The sequence below is a fragment of the Kitasatospora sp. NPDC056800 genome, assembly GCF_042789775.1.
Classification (GTDB): Bacteria; Actinomycetota; Actinomycetes; order Streptomycetales; family Streptomycetaceae; genus Kitasatospora.
Map to the genome: position 1 here is coordinate 19,093 of NZ_JBHUAL010000003.1, position 17,526 is coordinate 36,618.

Sequence of the window (17,526 nt, forward strand, 5' to 3'; positions counted from 1 at the left end):
AGGAACCCGTGAAGATCGGCATCGTCTGCCCGTACGACTGGGACGTCCCCGGTGGGGTGCAGTTCCACATCCGGGACCTGGCCGAGCACCTGATCGGCCTGGGGCACGAGGTGTCGGTGCTGGCGCCGGCCGAGGACGACGAGGCGCTGCCGCCGTACGTGGTCCCGGCCGGGCGGGCGGTGGCGGTGCCGTACAACGGGTCGGTGGCGCGGCTGAGCTTCGGCATCCTGTCGGCGGCGCGGGTGCGGCGGTGGCTGCACGACGGCCGCTTCGACATCCTGCACGTGCACGAGCCGGCCGCGCCGAGCCTGTCGATGCTGGCCGCCTGGTCGGCGACCGGGCCGATGGTGGGGACGTTCCACACCTCCAACCCGCGGTCCCGGATGATGATCGCGGCCTCGCCGATCCTCCAGCCGGGGCTGGAGAAGATCCGGGCCCGGATCGCGGTGTCGGAGTACGCCCGGCGCACCCTGGTGGAGCACCTGGGCGGGGACGCGGTGGTGATCCCCAACGGCGTGGACGTGGGCTTCTTCGCGGAGGCCGAGCCGGACGAGCGCTGGACGGGCGGTGCGGCGAAGGGGGAGCCGGGCACGATCGGCTTCATCGGCCGGATCAACGAGCCGCGCAAGGGCCTGCCGACGCTGCTGGCGGCGCTGCCGAGGATCCTGGCGGAGCGGCCGGGGGTGCGGCTGCTGGTGGCGGGCAAGGGCGACGAGGAGGAGGCGGTCGCGGGCCTGGCGCCGGAGGTGCGCCGGCAGGTGGAGTTCCTCGGCATGGTGAGCGACCGGGACAAGGCCCGGCTGCTGCGCAGCGTGGACCTGTACGTGGCGCCGAACACCGGGGGCGAGAGCTTCGGGATCATCCTGGTCGAGGCGATGTCCGCGGGTGCGCCGGTGCTGGCGAGCGACCTGGACGCGTTCAAGCAGGTGCTGGACGGCGGGGACGCGGGCGAGCTGTTCCCGGTGGAGGACGCGGACGCGCTGGCCCGTACGGCGCTGCGGCTGCTGGGTGATCCGGCGCGGCTGGAGGAGCTGCGGGAGGCGGCTTCGCGGCACGTGCGGCGGTTCGACTGGTCGACGGTCGGCGCGGACATCCTGGCGGTGTACGAGACGGTGACGGCGGGCCAGGCGGCGGTGGTCGAGGAGGACGTGCGCAGTGGTCGGCGCGGCCGGTTCGGGCTGGCCCGGGACTGATCCCCGGGGTCGGTGGGGTTAGGGTCGGGCGTCCGTACCACTGCGATCCACGGGGGCGACGATGCCGCAGATCTCCGTCGACTACTCGGCCGACCTGGCCGGAACCTTCGACCGCCGGGGCCTCGGCCTGGCGATCAACCGGCTGGCCGAGGCGACGATCGACGCGAAGCCGGAGTCCTGCAAGACGGTGTTCCGGCAGAGCGAGCTGCTGGTGGTCGGGACCAGCGGGGCGGCCGGGGACACCCAGGTGTTCGTGGAGTTCCAGATCTTCCCGGGCCGTTCGCCGGAGGCGAAGGCGGCGCTGAGCGAGGGCGTGCTGGCGCTGCTGGCGCGGTTCGTCCGGCCGAGGCCGGGCACCCGGCTGTTCACGGCGGTGAACATCGCGGACATCGACCGGGAGAGCTACCGGAACGCGACCGCCCGGGGCTGAACCGGTGACACCGGGTAACGTAGCGGCCCGTGACTACCTGGATCTGGGCCGGCGTGGCCGTGGTGCTGTTCGGCATGTACCTGAGTTGGACGGCCGGTCGGTTGGACCGGCTGCACGCCCGGATCGACGCGGCGCGGGCGGCGCTGGACGCGCAGCTGGTGCGCCGGGCCTCGGTGGCGATGGAGCTGGCGACGTCCTCGCTGCTGGATCCGGCGGCCTCGCTGCTGCTGCTGGACGCGGCGCACGCGGCCCGGCAGGCCGATGACGAGCAGCGCGAGGTGGCGGAGAGCCAGTTGAGCCTGGCGCTGCGGGCGGTGTTCGAGGAGCCGGAGCAGATGGCGGCGCTGGTGGCGGAGCCGGGTGGCGAGGACGCGGTTCGTGAGCTGACGGCCGCGGTGCGGCGGGTGCCGATGGCCCGCCGGTTCCACAACGACGCGGTGCGGGCGGCGCGGGCGGTGCGCGAGCACCGGCTGGTGCGGTACTTCCGGTTGGCGGGGAAGGCGCCGTTCCCGTTGGCGTTCGAGATGGACGATGCACCGCCGCCCGCTCTCACGCCCGAAGGGGCGCCTGCTTAAGGTGTCCCCCGGATACGGCCCGTTTGTCGTGTCCCGTCGTCCTGGCTGGACTTGGTGGCGCATGAGTGGGCCATCCGGTCTGCCTACCATAGGGCGATAGCACTGATTCATCTTCGAGTGAGGTCTCACGTGTCCACGACCCCCACCACCGCAGACCAGCCGCAGATCGGCACCGCCCGGGTCAAGCGCGGCATGGCCGAGCAGCTCAAGGGCGGTGTGATCATGGACGTGGTCAACGCCGAGCAGGCCAAGATCGCCGAGGACGCCGGCGCCGTGGCCGTCATGGCCCTGGAGCGGGTCCCGGCGGACATCCGCAAGGACGGCGGCGTGGCCCGCATGTCCGACCCCAACATGATCGAGGAGATCATCGAGGCGGTCTCCATCCCGGTGATGGCCAAGTCCCGCATCGGCCACTTCGTCGAGGCCCAGGTGCTCCAGTCGCTGGGCGTCGACTACATCGACGAGTCCGAGGTGCTGACCCCGGCCGACGAGGTCAACCACTCGGACAAGTGGGCCTTCACCACCCCCTTCGTCTGCGGCGCCACCAACCTGGGCGAGGCCCTGCGCCGCATCGCCGAGGGCGCGGCCATGATCCGCTCGAAGGGCGAGGCCGGCACCGGCAACGTCGTCGAGGCCGTCCGCCACCTGCGCCAGATCAAGAACGAGATCGGCAAGCTGCGCGCGCTGGACAACAACGAGCTGTTCGCCGCCGCCAAGGAGCTGCGCGCCCCGTACGAGCTGGTCAAGGAGGTCGCCGAGCTCGGCAAGCTGCCGGTCGTGCTGTTCTCCGCCGGTGGCGTGGCCACCCCGGCCGACGCCGCGCTGATGCGCCAGCTGGGTGCCGAGGGCGTCTTCGTCGGCTCCGGCATCTTCAAGTCGGGCGACCCGGCCAAGCGTGCCGCCGCGATCGTGAAGGCCACCACCTTCTTCGACGACCCGAAGGTCATCGCGGACGCCTCCCGCAACCTGGGCGAGGCCATGGTCGGCATCAACTGCGACACCCTGCCGGAGACCGAGCGCTACGCCAACCGCGGCTGGTAACCACCCGCAGTTTCCGAGCCGGCCCGCCGCAGCGCCTCGGCGCGCGGCGGGCCGCGCCACGTAGTCCGTCGTAACGATCGATAGAGGTTGAAGACCGTGAGCACTCCCGTCATCGGCGTCCTCGCCCTCCAGGGCGACGTCCGCGAGCACCTGGTGGCGCTGGCCGAGGCCGACGCGCTCGCCCGTCCGGTGCGCCGCGCCGAGGAGCTGGCCGAGGTCGACGCGCTGGTGATCCCCGGCGGGGAGTCCACCACCATGTCCAAGCTGGCGCTGCTGTTCGGCGTGATGGAGCCGCTGCGCGAGCGGGTCGCCGACGGGATGCCGGTCTACGGCACCTGCGCGGGCATGATCATGCTGGCGGACAAGATCCTGGACGGCCGCGACGACCAGCAGACCGTCGGCGGCATCGACATGACGGTGCGCCGCAACGCCTTCGGCCGCCAGAACGAGTCCTTCGAGTCCGGGATCGAGTTCGCGGGCCTGGACGACGCGCCGGTGCACGGCGTCTTCATCCGCGCCCCCTGGGTCGAGGGGGTCGGCGCGGGCGTCAAGGTGCTGGCCGAGCTGCCCGCCGCGGACGGCCCGGAGAGCCGGATCGTCGCCGTGCGCCAGGGCAACCTGCTGGCCACCTCCTTCCACCCGGAGCTGACCGGCGACCACCGGGTCCACGCGTACTTCGTGCGGATGGTCGAGGAGCACCTCGCCGGTCGGTAGACCGCCGCCCACCGTGTGCGCCCCACCGCCGGCGACACCGGTAAGATCTCATCTGTTCATTTCCCTTTGGCGACGTAAAGGAGCTGGCGATGTCCGGCCACTCTAAGTGGGCTACCACCAAGCACAAGAAGGCCGTGATCGACGCCAAGCGCGGCAAGCTCTTCGCCAAGATGATCAAGAACATCGAGGTGGCGGCGCGCACCGGCGGACCCGACCCGGCGGGCAACCCGACCCTCTACGACGCCATCCAGAAGGCGAAGAAGAGCTCGGTCCCGATCGACAACATCAACCGCGCCGTCAAGCGCGGTGGCGGCCTGGAGGCCGGCGGCGCCGACTACCAGACCATCATGTACGAGGGCTACGGCCCGAACGGTGTCGCGGTCCTGATCGAGTGCCTCACCGACAACCGCAACCGCGCCGCCTCCGACGTGCGCGTCGCGATGACCCGCAACGGCGGCTCGATGGCCGACCCGGGCTCGGTCTCGTACCTGTTCACCCGCAAGGGTGTCGTCATCGTCCCCAAGGCCGACGGCGTGGACGAGGACAAGCTGTTCGAGGTCGTCCTGGACCAGGAGCCGGAGGAGATCAACGACCTCGGCGACTCGTTCGAGATCGTCTCCGAGGCCTCGAAGATGGTCGCCGTGCGCACCGCGCTGGTCGACGCCGGCGTCGACTACGACTCGGCCGAGGCCAACTTCCTCCCCAGCATGCAGGTCGAGCTGGACGTCGACGGCGCCCGCAAGATCCTGAAGCTGATCGACGCGCTCGAGGACAGCGACGACGTGCAGAACGTCTTCGCCAACTTCGACATCTCCGACGAGGTCGGCGCGCAGCTCGACGCCGAGTGATCACCGCCCAGTGATCGTCGGTGGGTGACCGGTCCCACTGCCCGGCCCGGTGGTCCCTGGACCACCGGGCCGGTGTCGTCGGCGGGGTTGTCGGACCCGGGCGGTAGCCTGCGGAGGTCCTTCGTGGCGAGTGGCAGGGAGACGGGCGAGTGGTGCGGGTACTGGGCGTGGACCCGGGGCTGACCAGGTGCGGGGTCGGCGTGGTCGAGGGCGCGCCGGGCCGGCCGCTGCGGATGGCCGGGGTCGGTGTGGTGCGCACCCCCGCCGAGGCGGAGATCGGGGAGCGGCTGCTCCAGGTCGAGCAGGGCATCGAGGCCTGGCTGGACGAGCACCGGCCCGACCTGGTCGCCGTCGAGCGGGTCTTCGCCCAGCACAACGTCCGCACCGTGATGGGCACCGCCCAGGCCAGCGCCGTCGCGATGCTCTGCGCCACCCGGCGCGGCATCCCCGTCACCCTGCACACCCCCAGCGAGGTCAAGGCCGCCGTCACCGGCTCCGGCCGGGCCGACAAGGCGCAGGTCACCGCCATGGTGCAGCGCCTGCTGCGGCTGGACGCGCCGCCCAAGCCCGCCGACGCCGCCGACGCGCTGGCGCTGGCCATCTGCCACATCTGGCGCGGCGGGGCGACCAACCGGCTGGAGGCCGCCGTCCGGGCCGCCCGCGCCACCTCCCGCTCCACTCCTCCGAAAGGCACCGTCCGATGATCGCCTTCGTGCAAGGGCCCGTGGCGGCCGTCTCCTCCGGGATCGCGGTGGTCGAGGTCGGCGGGGTCGGCATGGCCGTGCAGTGCACCCCGAACACCCTGGCCGGGCTGCGGCTGGGCGAGGTGGCCCGGCTGGCCACCTCGCTGGTGGTCCGGGAGGACTCGCTGACCCTGTTCGGCTTCGCGGACGACGACGAGCGCGCCGTGTTCGAGATCCTCCAGGCCGCGCCCGGCGTCGGCCCCAAGCTGGCGCAGGCGATCCTCGGCGTGCACAGCCCCGACGCGCTGCGCGCCGCGATCGCGGGCGGCGACGAGAAGGCGCTGGTCGCGGTGCCGGGCATCGGCAAGGCCAAGGCGGCCAAGCTGCTGCTGGAGTACAAGGACAAGCTCGGCGCCCCGCACGGGGCGGTGCCCGCGCAGAAGCCGATCGCGAGCGGCCCGGCGCCGTGGAGCGAGCAGCTGCACTCCGCGCTGACCGGCCTCGGCTACGCCCCGCGCGAGGCGGACGAGGCGGTCGCGGCCGTCACCCCGGAGGCCGAGGCGCAGGCGGTGACGGACGTCGGCGCCCTGCTCAGGCTCGCCCTGCGCGGCCTCAACCGCGCCCGCTGACCAACTGACGATCTGTCCTTTTGTCGACACCGGAGACTCTGGAGCCCGCGACGATGTACGACCCGGAACCCACCGACCGGCTGGTCACGGCCGCCGCCGACGGTGAGGACCAGGCGGTGGAGGCGGCGCTGCGCCCCAAGCTGCTGGACGAGTTCATCGGCCAGGAGCGGGTGCGCGAGCAGCTGTCGCTGGTGCTCCAGGCCGCCCGCCAGCGCGGCAGCGCGCCCGACCACGTGCTGCTGAGCGGCCCGCCCGGGCTCGGCAAGACCACCCTGTCCATGATCATCGCCGCCGAGCTGGGCGCCCCGATCCGGATCACCTCCGGCCCGGCCATCCAGCACGCGGGGGACCTCGCGGCGATCCTCTCCTCGCTCACCGAGGGCGAGGTGCTCTTCCTCGACGAGATCCACCGGATGTCCCGGCCGGCCGAGGAGATGCTCTACATGGCGATGGAGGACTTCCGGGTCGACGTGATCGTCGGCAAGGGCCCGGGCGCCACCGCCATCCCGCTGGAGCTGCCGCCCTTCACCCTGGTCGGCGCCACCACCCGGGCCGGCCTGCTGCCGCCCCCGCTGCGCGACCGCTTCGGCTTCACCGGGCACATGGAGTTCTACGCCCCGGCCGAGCTCCAGCGGGTGGTGCACCGCTCGGCCGCGCTGCTGGACGTGGAGATAGACCCGGCCGGCGCGGCCGAGATCGCCGGGCGCTCGCGCGGCACCCCGCGCATCGCCAACCGGCTGCTGCGCCGGGTCCGCGACTACGCCCAGGTCCGGCACGACGGCGTGGTCGACGCCGGGATCGCCGCCCAGGCGCTGGACGTCTACGAGGTGGACGCCCGCGGGCTGGACCGGCTGGACCGCGCGGTGCTGGACGCGCTGCTGCGGCTGTTCGGCGGCGGTCCGGTCGGTTTGTCGACACTGGCGGTCGCCGTGGGTGAGGAGTCGGAGACGGTCGAGGAGGTCGCCGAGCCCTTCCTGGTCCGCGAGGGCCTGCTCGCCCGCACCCCGCGCGGCCGGATCGCCACCGCGGCCGCCTGGCAGCACCTCGGCCTGACCCCGCCGGTCCAGACCACCCGCGGGCGTGTTCCGGCGCAGTCGGAGCTGTTCCCCGCCGACGAAAGTTGACCGCCATCGGCTGAACGGGTGAGTCGGGCCGGTCGGTTCCCGGCCGGTGCTCCCGTGGTGGCGCACGGGGGAGCCGGGAGTGGCGTCCGGGGAAACTGTGCAGGCGGAGGGTCGCCACTTTCGGCGGCATGATGCGATGCTTGGCGTTGTCCGATCGATTCGGGGTCGCCTAGACTCCGCCGGACCGCCCCTCTCACCTGACGGGCCGACCAATACCACACAGGCCGCCGGCCGGCGGCCCGTAAAGGACCCTGGCTGCAGTGAACCTCATCATCCTTCTCCTCCCGATCATCGCGATCGTGCTCATGTTCCGGTCGCAGAAGAAGCGCCAGTCGCAGATGCAGCAGATGCAGACGGCGCTGGAGCCGGGGGCCGGTGTGCGCACCATCGGCGGTCTGTACGCCCAGGTGAAGGCGGTCAACGACGAGACCGTCGAGCTGGAGATCGCGCCCGGCGTGGTCACCCACTTCACCAAGAGCGCCATCGCGGCCGTCCTGGACCCCCAGGAGTACGACGCGATCATCAACGGCCGCCCCGCCGATGACGAGCTGCCCGAGCCGGAGGCCGAGGAGGCCGACGCCGAGCCGGTCGAGGACAAGCCGCTGTCGCTCTCCAAGGACAGCGCCGAGAAGGGCGACGTCGAGGGCGGGGCTCCCGCGAGCAAGTAGTACGGACGGGCAACCCGCCCGGCCGCGCGGCACAGTGCCGCGAGCCCACAGGACCTCAGGGCCGCAGAACCGCCGGACCCCTGTCCCGCCACGAGCCGGACGGGGGTCCGGTCGGGGAAGTGGCATGGACAGGGAGAAACGAGCAAGGTGGCAACACCCAAGTCGCGCCCGCGCGACGGCTACCCAGGGCGGGCGCTGGCCCTCATCCTGGTCGTCACCGTCGGACTGGTCGCCCTCATGTTCGGGACGGGCACCACCAAGCCCCGGCTCGGGATCGATCTCGCCGGTGGCACCAGCATCACGCTGACCGCGAAGTCGACCGACCCCAAGGCGATCACCAAGTCCAACATGGACATCGCCACCGGGATCATCGAGCGCCGCGTCAACGGTATGGGTGTCTCCGAGGCGGAGGTCCAGACCCAGGGCGACAACACGATCATCGTGAACATCCCCAAGGGCGGGAACCAGCAGAACGCGGCGGACCAGGTGGGTACCACCGCCAAGCTGTTCTTCCGTCCGGTCCTGGCCGTGGCGCCCAGCGGCGTCACCGCCCCGGCTCCCACGGGCACCCCGTCCGCCGCCGCCACCGGCACCCCGGGCGCGACCCCGCCCGCCGCCACGGCCGGCGCCCCGTCCCCGGGCGCGAGCGCCACCAAGCAGGGCCGCCCCGAGAGTGAGGCGCTGGCCGCCGAGGGCGCCAGCCCGACCGCCGCGGCCACCGGCGCGAGCACCGCGCCCACCGCCCCCGCCACCGGCGCCCCGAGCGCCGCGGCCACCCCGCCGAGCGCCGCCGACCTCAGCGCCGCGATGACCCAGGGCACCGTGCCGCCGGAGCTGAGCGCCGCGTTCGCCGCCCTCGACTGCTCCAAGCCCGAGGTCCGCACCGCCCAGACCGGCCCCGACGACAAGGCCGTCGTCGCCTGCTCGCAGAAGCCCGAGAACGGCTACTACGAGAAGCTCGCCCTCGGCCCCGTCGCCGTGAAGGGCTCGGACGTCTCCAAGGCGCAGCCGACCCTCGACACCCAGACGGGTGCCGGCTGGCAGGTCCAGCTGCAGTTCAACGGCAACGGCACCGACGACTTCACCAAGGTCACCGGCCAGCTCGCCACCCAGGCCCCGCCGAACAACCAGTTCGCGATCGTCCTGGACAACCAGGTCGTCTCGCACCCCGAGGTCAAGAACGCGATCCCCGGCGGCAGCGCCGTGATCACCGGCCGCTTCACCCAGGCCGAGGCGCAGGACCTGTCCAACGTGCTCGGCTACGGCGCCCTGCCGCTGGAGTTCGTCAAGAGCGACATCACCACCGTCTCCCCGGCGCTCGGCAGCGACCAGCTCAAGGCCGGCCTGGTGGCCGGCGCGATCGGCATGCTGCTGGTGGTCGCCTACTCGCTGGTCTACTACCGCGGCCTCGGCCTGGTCTCGATCGCCGGTCTGCTCGTCTCGGCGGCCCTGACCTACTCGATCATGAGCCTGCTCGGCAACGCGATCGGCTTCGCGCTGAACCTGCCGGCGGTCTGCGGTGCGATCGTCGCGATCGGTATCACCGCCGACTCCTTCATCGTGTACTTCGAGCGCATCCGTGACGAGGTCCGCGAGGGCGCCCCGCTGCGCCCGGCGGTCCAGCGGGCCTGGCCGCGCGCCCGGCGCACCATCCTGGTCTCGGACTTCGTGTCCTTCCTCTGTGCCGCCGTCCTCTACGTGGTCTCGGTCGGCAAGGTCCAGGGCTTCGCCTTCACCCTGGGTCTGACCACCGCGCTCGACGTCGTGGTGATCTTCCTCTTCACCAAGCCGCTGATCACGCTGCTGGCCCGCCGCAAGTTCTTCCTGAACGGCCACCCGTGGTCCGGCCTGGACCCGAAGCGACTGGGCGCCCGCCCGCCGCTTCGCAGCAGCCGTCGCCGTAACCCCTCCTCTGCCGCCGTGAAGGAGGCCTGACACCGTGTCACGCTTCTCCAACCTGGGCCACCGGCTCTACCAGGGCGAGGTCAGCTTCGACTTCGTCGGTCGCCGCAAGCTCTGGTACTCCATCTCCGGCGTGATCGTGCTGGTCGCGGCGATCGGCCTGGCCATGGGCCTGCACCTGGGCATCGAGTTCAAGGGCGGCTCGGTCTACACCGTGGCCAAGCCCGGCCTGACGGTCTCCCAGGCGCAGGAAACCGCCGACGGGGTCGTCTCCTCGCACCCGCTGGTGCAGTCGACCGACAACGGCAAGATCCGCATCCAGGTCAGCACCGAGGAGCCGAAGAGCTCCGACGAGATCCGCTCCGAGCTCTCCCAGAAGCTCGGTGTGCCGCTGGACACCGTCGAGGCCCAGGTGATCGGCCCCAGCTGGGGCAAGCAGATCTCCCAGAAGGCGCTCACCGGCCTGGTCGTCTTCATGGTCCTGGTGACGGTCTACCTGGCGATCGCCTTCGAGTGGCGGATGGCGCTGGCCGCGCTGGTCGCCCTCATCCACGACCTCCTGATCACCATCGGCGTGTACGCCCTGGTGGGCTTCGAGGTCACCCCGGGTACGGTGATCGGCTTCCTGACGATCCTCGGTTACTCCCTCTACGACACGGTCGTCGTCTTCGACACCGTGAAGGAGAACACCAAGGGGATCACCAAGCAGAACAAGCTCACCTACAGCGAGGCCGCCAACGCGGGCCTCAACCAGACCCTGGTGCGCTCGCTCAACACCACCGTGGTGGCGCTGCTTCCGGTCGCCGCGCTGCTGTTCATCGGCGGCGGCTTCCTGGGCGCCGGCACCCTGAACGACATCTCGCTCGCGCTGTTCATCGGTCTCGCGGCCGGTGCCTACTCCTCGATCTGCGTCGCCACCCCGCTGCTGGCGCAGCTCAAGGAGGAGCAGCCGGAGATGAAGGCGCTGCGCAAGCGGGTCCTCCAGCACCGGGCCTCGGCCGCCGCCAAGGCGGAGGCCGGGGACGCCGTCACGGCGGACGGGGAGCCGGACGACGAGGAGCAGCCTGCGGGTATGGTCGGACAGCGTGGCCGCTCGGCCGGCACCCGTGCCAAGGGCCGTCCGTCCACCAAGCGCTGAACCCGACCACGAACCCGAGGAACCCACCGTGACCACCGCCGACACCGCACTGGCCGAGCTGCTGAACAGCCGGATCCGGGACGTCCCGGACTACCCGAAGCCGGGTGTGCTGTTCAAGGACATCGCGCCGCTGCTCGCCGACGCCGAGGCCTTCGGCGCCCTCACCCGGGCGCTGGCGGACCGGGCCGCGGAGCTCGGTGCGACCAAGGTCGTGGGCCTGGAGGCGCGCGGCTTCGTGCTGGCGGCCCCGGCGGCCTTCGCGGCCGGGCTCGGCTTCGTGCCGATCCGCAAGCAGGGCAAGCTGCCCGGCGAGGTGTTCCGGCGCTCGTACGAGCTGGAGTACGGCTCGGCGACGCTGGAGGTGCAGTGCGACGCCTTCACGCCCGGTGAGCGGGTGCTGGTGGTGGACGACGTGCTGGCCACCGGTGGCACCATCGGCGCCTCGCTGGACCTGGTGAAGGAGGCCGGGGCCGAGCTGGCGGGCGTCGTGGTGCTGATGGAGCTGGGCTTCCTGGACGGCCGCGAGCGGCTGGCCGGGCACCTGGGCGGCGCTCCGCTGGAGACGCTGGTCACGGTCTGAGGGACTCGTCGGGAGGACGGCGGTCGGGACATCCGACCGCCGTCCTTCCGTTTCCTGGCCCGGCCGGATGAACACCCCGGCGCCCGGCTCGGTACCATGAAGATTCATCCCCTCCCGGTTGTCCCGGACCGTTCGGGCCTCGGCAGGGGTCGGCCCCGGTGCCCCGAGGAGTAGTCCTTGCCCGACGAGGTTGTGCCCACGGCCGAAGCGGCCACCCCCGAAAACCGTCCCACGCCCTCGGGGGCCACCCCGGCACGCCCGGCGCCGACCTCCTCGCGTTCGCTCGGCCCCTCCGGCCGCGGTTCCACCGGCGGCATGCGGGCCCGGCTGGCCCGCCTGGGCGGCCAGCGCTCCAGCGTGCTCAACCCCGTCCTGGAACCGCTGTTCCGCTCGATCCGGGCCAACGACCCCAAGGCCGACCCGGCTCTGCTGCGCGACATCGAGAAGGCGTACGCGGTGGCCGAGAAGTGGCACCGCGGGCAGAAGCGCAAGAGCGGCGACCCGTACATCACCCACCCGCTGGCCGTCGCGACGATCCTGGCCGAGCTCGGCATGGACGCCCCGACGCTGATGGCCGGGCTGCTGCACGACACCGTCGAGGACACCGACTACGGCCTGGAGACCCTGCGCAAGGACTTCGGCGACTCGGTGGCCCTGCTGGTGGACGGCGTCACCAAGCTGGACCGGGTCAAGTTCGGCGAGGCCGCGCAGGCCGAGACCGTCCGCAAGATGGTCGTGGCGATGGCCAAGGACCCGCGGGTCCTGGTGATCAAGCTGGCCGACCGCCTGCACAACATGCGCACGATGCGCTACCTCAAGCGGGAGAAGCAGGAGAAGAAGGCCCGCGAGACGCTGGAGATCTACGCCCCGCTGGCGCACCGGCTGGGCATGAACACCATCAAGTGGGAGCTGGAGGACCTCGCCTTCGCGATCCTCTACCCCAAGATGTACGACGAGATCGTCCGGCTGGTCGCCGAGCGCGCCCCCAAGCGGGACGAGTACCTGGCGACCGTCATCGACCAGGTCCAGGGGGACCTGCGGGGCGCCCGGATCACCGCCTCCGTCACCGGCCGGCCGAAGCACTACTACTCGGTCTACCAGAAGATGATCGTCCGGGGCCGGGACTTCGCCGAGATCTACGACCTGGTGGGCATCCGGGTCCTGGTCGACACCGTCCGCGACTGCTACGCGGCGCTGGGCACCATCCACGCGCGGTGGAACCCGGTGCCGGGGCGGTTCAAGGACTACATCGCGATGCCCAAGTTCAACATGTACCAGTCGCTGCACACCACGGTGATCGGCCCTGGGGGCAAGCCGGTCGAGCTGCAGATCCGCACCTTCGACATGCACCGGCGGGCCGAGTACGGCATCGCCGCGCACTGGAAGTACAAGCAGCGCGCGGTGGCCGGGGCCTCCAAGGTCCGCACCGACACCCCGACCCAGGTCCGCAAGGACGACAAGGCCGGCGCCGTCAACGAGATGGCCTGGCTGCGGCAGCTGCTGGACTGGCAGAAGGAGACCGCCGACCCGGGCGAGTTCCTGGAGTCGCTCCGCTTCGACCTGGCCAGCAACGAGGTCTTCGTCTTCACCCCCAAGGGCGACGTGATAGCCCTGCCAGCCGGGGCGACCCCGGTCGACTTCGCCTTCGCGGTGCACACCGAGGTCGGCTACCGGACGATAGGCGCCCGGGTCAACGGGCGGCTGGTGCCGCTGGAGTCGACCCTGGAGAACGGCGACACCGTCGAGGTGTTCACCTCCAAGGCGGAGAACGCCGGCCCGTCCCGGGACTGGCTGGGCTTCGTCAAGTCGCCGCGCGCCCGCAACAAGATCCGCGCCTGGTTCTCCAAGGAGCGCCGCGAGGAGGCGATCGAGCACGGCAAGGAGGCGATCGTCCGGGCGATGCGCAAGCAGGGCCTGCCGATCCAGCGGATCCTGACCGGCGACTCGCTGGTCACCCTGGCCCACGAGATGCGCTACCCCGACATCTCCTCGCTCTACGCCGCGATCGGCGAGGGCCACGTCGCCGCGCCGAACATCGTGCAGAAGCTGGTCCAGGCGCTCGGCGGCGAGGAGGGCGCGACCGAGGACCTGGCGGAGACCGCCACCCCGACCCACGACAACCGGCGCGCGGTGCGCCGCCGGGCCAAGGGCGACCCGGGCGTGATCGTCAAGGGCGTCGAGGACGTCTGGGTCAAGCTCTCCCGCTGCTGCACCCCGGTGCCGGGGGACCCGATCGTCGGCTTCGTGACCCGCGGCAACGGCGTCTCGGTGCACCGCGCCGACTGCGTCAACGTGGAGGCGCTGAACCAGCAGCCGGAGCGCATGATCGACGTCGAGTGGGCGGCCACCCAGTCCTCGGTCTTCCTGGTGGCCATCCAGGTCGAGGCGCTGGACCGCTCGCGACTGCTGTCGGACGTCACCCGGGTGCTCTCCGACCAGCACGTCAACATCCTGTCGGCGGCGGTGCAGACCTCCCGGGACCGGGTGGCGATGAGCCGCTTCACCTTCGAGATGGGCGACCCGAAGCACCTGGGCCACGTGCTCAAGGCGGTGCGCGGCGTCGAGGGCGTGTACGACGTCTACCGCGTCACCTCCGCCCGCAAGTAGCGGCGGCCCCCGCCGGCAGCACGGCGGGGGAACGCGGAAGGCCCCCGGGAACGGTCCCGGGGGCCTTCGCCGTCCAGCGTGCCGGGGCGATCAGCCGCTGAACTCCTCCTGGCTCTTGTGCGCCTGGTCCAGCAGGGTCCGCACGCCGTCCAGCTCGGACTCCAGCTTGGCGATCCTGGAGGCGTTGCCGGCCGCGCGGGCCTTGTCCAGGTCGGCCTGGATCTTGTCGGCCTTCGCCTGGAACAGGCCCACCATGCCGGCCGCGCGGGCCTTGGCCTCCGGGTTGGAGCGCGACCACTCGGCCTCCTCGGCCTCGCGGATCGCCCGCTCGACCGCGTTCAGCCGGCCGTCCAGCTTCGGACGGACCTCGCGCGGCACGTGCCCGATCGCCTCCCAGCGCTCGTTGACCTCGCGCAGCGCGGCCTTGGCGGCCTTGAGGTCGGTGATCGGCAGGATCGTCTCGGCCTCGGCGGCCAGCGCCTCCTTGAGCTTCTGGTTCTCCACCTGCTCGGCGTCCCGCTCGCTGAACACCGCGGAGCGGGCCTGGAAGAAGACGTCCTGGGCGCCGCGGAACCGCGCCCACAGCTCGTCCTCGATGTCCCGCTGGGCCCGGCCGGCGGCCTTCCAGCGCGCCATCAGGTCGCGGTAGGCGGCCGCGGTGCTGCCCCAGTCCGTGGACGAGGACAGCGCCTCGGCCTCGGACACCAGCGCCTCCTTGGTCTGCCGGGCCTTCTCGCGCTCGGCGTCCAGGGTGGCGAAGTGCGCCTTGCGGTGCTTGGAGAAGACCGAGCGGGCGTGCGAGAAGCGGTGCCAGAGCTCGTCGTCGCTCTTGCGGTCCAGCCGCGGCAGGCCCTTCCAGGTGTCCACCAGGGCGCGCAGCCGGTCCCCGGCCTCCCGCCACTGGGTGGACTCGGCGAGCTGCTCGGCCTCGGTGACCAGGGCCTCCTTGGCCGCACGGGCCTCGTCCTGGGCCTTGGCGCGGGCGGCCTTGCGCTCCTCGCGCCGGCTCTCGATCTCGCCGGTGAGCGTGTCCAGCCGCTTGGCCAGACCCTCCAGGTCGCCGACCGCGTGCCCCTCGACCACCTGGGCGCGCAGGTGCTCCAGCGCGGCCAGGGCGTCCTTGGCGGCCAGGTCGGTGGTCCGCACCCGCTTCTCCAGCAGGCCGATCTCCACCTCGATGCCCTGGTACTTGCGCTCGAAGTAGGCGAGGGCCTCCTCGGGCGAGCCGGCCTGCCAGGAACCGACGACTCGTTCGCCGTCGGCCGTCCTGACGTAGACCGTGCCCTGCTCGTCCACACGGCCCCACGGGTCGCTGCTCATAGCGCGTCCTCCACATGACGTCGCGCCCGCGCCGGGGCGGCGCGCGTCCGTCGTCCACAGTTGATGTGCGACGGACCGAAAGAGTCCGCCGTCCCCGTCCGCCGTGCCTTGCTGCCGAGGGTGACGGCTAGGCGGGTCCGGGCACCCTATACAACGCCAACATAGGCGACCAGGCCCGGTGCTGTCCGCATCCGGGCCGGGCGATTTCGGTCCGGGGCCGTGCGGGGGCGGCGCGCAGGCCACCCGCCGACGACCCCGGAGTCGGTCAACCCTTCGCCACCGTAACGGAGTTGAAGGTGACGTCGGCCATCGGGTGGCCGTCCGACGAGCCCTCCAGGGTGCCCGCGGCGGCGATCTTCTGCACCACGTCCAGGCCGCCGGTGACCTTGCCGAAGGGGGTGTAGTTCGGGGGCAGCTTGGTGTCCTTGTAGACCAGGAAGAACTGGCTGCCGTTGGTGCCCGGACCGGAGTTGGCCATCGCCACGGTGCCGGCCGGGTAGGTCGCGCCGGTCAGGTTCTCGTCCGCGAACTTGTAGCCCGGGCCGCCGGAGCCGCCCGGGACGGTCGCGCTGGCGGTCGGGTCGCCGCACTGCAGCACGAAGATGCCGTCGGTGGTGAGGCGGTGGCACTTGGTGTGGTCGAAGTACTGCTCACCGGCCAGGAAGGCGAAGGAGTTCACGGTGTGCGGGGCCTTCGCCGCGTCCAGCGCGATCGTCACCTTGCCGCAGTTGCTGTCCAGCGTCATGGCGTACGAGCCGCCCGCGTCGATCGTCATGGCCGGCTCGGCCTGCCACTGCTTGCCGTTGGGCGCGCCCGGAGCCGGGGCGGCGCAGCCCTCGACCGGCTTGCGGGTCGGGGCGGACGGCTCCTCGGTACCGGTCGGCGCGGCCTGGGCGCTGTTCGAGGCCTTCTTGTCGCCCTTGTCGTCCGAGCTGAACGCGCCGGTGGCGATCAGGGTGCCACCGCCGGCCAGGACCACGACGGCGAGCGAGGCGCCCAGGATCGTGTTGCGCCGCCTGCGCGCGGCCTGGGCCTCGACCCGGCGCTCCAACTGGCGCTCGTACTTCTCTCGGGCGAGCTGCCGCCGCCGCTGTTCGCTGCTGACCACCGGCCGTGTCTCCTACGGATGTGCGGGAAAAGTGGATGGATTCCGGAGCGGATCATCGCATCCCTCGGCGGCCAAGTGTAGGGACCGGGCCTGTAAGAACCCGGTGAACCTGCCGGGCCGCGGCGCCCCGCCGCCCGTATCTGGTTCGCAACCGGACCCGCGGCGCCGGTAGGCTGCACCTGAATCACCACTGGTGGCATCACCACTGGCAGCCGCCGCAGCCGACCGCCACACACCCGAAGGACGCGCGTGTTCATCGCCGGATTCCCCGCTGGAGCCTGGGGCACCAACTGCTACCTGGTCGCTCCGGCGGCCGGCGAGGAGTGCGTCATCGTCGATCCCGGCCACCAGGCGGCCCGCGGCGTCGAGGAGATGGTCCGCGAGCACCGGCTGAAGCCCGTCGCCGTGCTGCTCACCCACGGCCACATCGACCACGTGGCCTCGGTGGTCCCGGTCTGCGGCGCCCGCGGCGTCCCGGCCTGGATCCACCCCGAGGACCGGTACATGATGTCCGACCCGGAGAAGGCGCTCGGCCGCTCCCTGGGCACCCAGCTGATGGGCGAGCTCACCGTCGGCGAGCCCGACGACGTGCGCGAGCTCACCGACGGCGGCGTGCTGGAGCTGGCCGGCCTGAAGCTCACCGTGGACCACGCCCCGGGCCATACCGGGGGGTCGGTGACCTTCCGGACGCCCGGTGCCGAGGACCTCCCCCCGGTGCTGTTCTCGGGCGACCTGCTGTTCGCCGGCTCCATCGGGCGTACCGACCTCCCGGGCGGGGACAGCGAGGCGATCATGAACTCGCTGGCCCGGGTGTGCCTGCCCCTCGACGACTCCACCGTGGTCCTCTCCGGCCACGGCGGTCAGACCACCATCGGCCGCGAGCGCGCCACCAACCCCTACCTCCGACAGGCAGCAGGGGCGGCAGGCGCCCCGGCTTTCCCGCGACGAGGAATGTGACGGAAGAGA

Annotated in this window: 17 protein-coding genes; 15 read left to right on the forward strand and 2 right to left on the reverse strand. The window is 71.8% G+C overall.

Translation table 11 applies throughout. The features are described 5' to 3' along the window. The first annotated feature begins 8 nt into the window (after nucleotides 1-8). The 14 genes from ACFRQN_RS01215 to ACFRQN_RS01280 all read left to right on the forward strand — a co-directional run bounded on the left by ACFRQN_RS01215 (nucleotide 9) and on the right by ACFRQN_RS01280 (nucleotide 14,132). The gene (locus tag ACFRQN_RS01215; RefSeq protein WP_049651432.1) at nucleotides 9-1,193 is read left to right on the forward strand and encodes a glycosyltransferase family 4 protein; all 1,185 of its coding nucleotides are present in this window, start codon (nucleotides 9-11) and stop codon (nucleotides 1,191-1,193) included. 61 nt (nucleotides 1,194-1,254) lie between these two features. Continuing rightward, complete coding sequence (locus ACFRQN_RS01220) at nucleotides 1,255-1,623, forward strand: 5-carboxymethyl-2-hydroxymuconate Delta-isomerase (protein ID WP_049651431.1); 369 nt, start codon at nucleotides 1,255-1,257, stop codon at nucleotides 1,621-1,623. Nucleotides 1,624-1,652: 29 nt separating this feature from the next. Beyond that, on the forward strand, nucleotides 1,653-2,198 hold the full coding sequence (locus ACFRQN_RS01225) for a membrane protein (RefSeq protein ID WP_049651430.1): 546 nt from the start codon (nucleotides 1,653-1,655) through the stop codon (nucleotides 2,196-2,198). A gap of 129 nt (nucleotides 2,199-2,327) precedes the next feature. Beyond that, entirely contained in the window at nucleotides 2,328-3,239 is a 912-nt protein-coding gene (gene pdxS / locus ACFRQN_RS01230) for a pyridoxal 5'-phosphate synthase lyase subunit PdxS (RefSeq protein WP_049651429.1), read from the forward strand. A 96-nt stretch (nucleotides 3,240-3,335) separates the two neighbouring features. Then, a complete protein-coding gene (pdxT, locus tag ACFRQN_RS01235) occupies nucleotides 3,336-3,953 on the forward strand; it encodes a pyridoxal 5'-phosphate synthase glutaminase subunit PdxT (RefSeq protein WP_049651445.1) in 618 nt (205 codons plus the stop codon). 89 nt (nucleotides 3,954-4,042) lie between these two features. Further along, the gene (locus tag ACFRQN_RS01240; RefSeq protein WP_049651428.1) at nucleotides 4,043-4,801 is read left to right on the forward strand and encodes a YebC/PmpR family DNA-binding transcriptional regulator; all 759 of its coding nucleotides are present in this window, start codon (nucleotides 4,043-4,045) and stop codon (nucleotides 4,799-4,801) included. A 152-nt stretch (nucleotides 4,802-4,953) separates the two neighbouring features. Beyond that, entirely contained in the window at nucleotides 4,954-5,505 is a 552-nt protein-coding gene (gene ruvC, locus ACFRQN_RS01245) for a crossover junction endodeoxyribonuclease RuvC (protein WP_049651444.1), read from the forward strand. Then, on the forward strand, nucleotides 5,502-6,113 hold the full coding sequence (gene ruvA, locus ACFRQN_RS01250; RefSeq protein ID WP_380737402.1) for a Holliday junction branch migration protein RuvA: 612 nt from the start codon (nucleotides 5,502-5,504) through the stop codon (nucleotides 6,111-6,113). Before ruvC ends, ruvA begins: the two co-directional genes overlap by 4 nt. Before the next feature lie 53 nt (nucleotides 6,114-6,166). Next, entirely contained in the window at nucleotides 6,167-7,237 is a 1,071-nt protein-coding gene (ruvB, locus tag ACFRQN_RS01255) for a Holliday junction branch migration DNA helicase RuvB (protein ID WP_049651426.1), read from the forward strand. Nucleotides 7,238-7,497: 260 nt separating this feature from the next. Then, nucleotides 7,498-7,905 (forward strand): preprotein translocase subunit YajC, encoded by a 408-nt coding sequence (gene yajC / locus ACFRQN_RS01260; RefSeq protein WP_053112055.1) that lies wholly within the window; start codon nucleotides 7,498-7,500, stop codon nucleotides 7,903-7,905. A gap of 147 nt (nucleotides 7,906-8,052) precedes the next feature. After that, nucleotides 8,053-9,840, forward strand: coding sequence for a protein translocase subunit SecD (secD, locus tag ACFRQN_RS01265; RefSeq protein WP_380737404.1), 1,788 nt, complete (start codon nucleotides 8,053-8,055; stop codon nucleotides 9,838-9,840). 4 nt (nucleotides 9,841-9,844) lie between these two features. Further along, complete coding sequence (secF, locus tag ACFRQN_RS01270; RefSeq protein WP_049651823.1) at nucleotides 9,845-10,945, forward strand: protein translocase subunit SecF; 1,101 nt, start codon at nucleotides 9,845-9,847, stop codon at nucleotides 10,943-10,945. 28 nt (nucleotides 10,946-10,973) lie between these two features. Then, entirely contained in the window at nucleotides 10,974-11,525 is a 552-nt protein-coding gene (locus ACFRQN_RS01275; protein ID WP_049651822.1) for an adenine phosphoribosyltransferase, read from the forward strand. Between the two features lie 177 nt (nucleotides 11,526-11,702). After that, entirely contained in the window at nucleotides 11,703-14,132 is a 2,430-nt protein-coding gene (locus tag ACFRQN_RS01280; protein ID WP_181970527.1) for a bifunctional (p)ppGpp synthetase/guanosine-3',5'-bis(diphosphate) 3'-pyrophosphohydrolase, read from the forward strand. 90 nt (nucleotides 14,133-14,222) lie between these two features. Here the strand turns inward: ACFRQN_RS01280 and ACFRQN_RS01285 are convergent, their stop codons facing one another. Beyond that, on the reverse strand, nucleotides 14,223-15,452 hold the full coding sequence (locus ACFRQN_RS01285; RefSeq protein ID WP_049651821.1) for a DUF349 domain-containing protein: 1,230 nt from the start codon (nucleotides 15,450-15,452) through the stop codon (nucleotides 14,223-14,225). A 265-nt stretch (nucleotides 15,453-15,717) separates the two neighbouring features. Continuing rightward, nucleotides 15,718-16,560 carry a peptidylprolyl isomerase gene (locus ACFRQN_RS01290; RefSeq protein ID WP_049651820.1) on the reverse strand — a complete coding sequence of 281 codons (843 nt, stop codon included), beginning with the start codon at nucleotides 16,558-16,560 and terminating at the stop codon, nucleotides 15,718-15,720. 249 nt (nucleotides 16,561-16,809) lie between these two features. Between ACFRQN_RS01290 and ACFRQN_RS01295 the strand changes: the two genes are divergently transcribed. Continuing rightward, nucleotides 16,810-17,517 (forward strand): MBL fold metallo-hydrolase, encoded by a 708-nt coding sequence (locus ACFRQN_RS01295; protein WP_049651819.1) that lies wholly within the window; start codon nucleotides 16,810-16,812, stop codon nucleotides 17,515-17,517. Nucleotides 17,518-17,526: the final 9 nt, after the last annotated feature.

What these genes read in the sequence shown, in the direction of transcription:
- ruvA (WP_380737402.1), top strand. Translation starts at nt 5,502, where the DNA reads ATGATCGCCTTCGTGCAAGGGCCCGTGGCGGCCGTCTCCTCCGGGATC.
- ruvB (WP_049651426.1), top strand. Translation starts at nt 6,167, where the DNA reads ATGTACGACCCGGAACCCACCGACCGGCTGGTCACGGCCGCCGCCGAC.
- ACFRQN_RS01285 (WP_049651821.1), bottom strand. Translation starts at nt 15,452, where the DNA reads ATGAGCAGCGACCCGTGGGGCCGTGTGGACGAGCAGGGCACGGTCTAC.
- ACFRQN_RS01220 (WP_049651431.1), top strand. Translation starts at nt 1,255, where the DNA reads ATGCCGCAGATCTCCGTCGACTACTCGGCCGACCTGGCCGGAACCTTC.
- ACFRQN_RS01240 (WP_049651428.1), top strand. Translation starts at nt 4,043, where the DNA reads ATGTCCGGCCACTCTAAGTGGGCTACCACCAAGCACAAGAAGGCCGTG.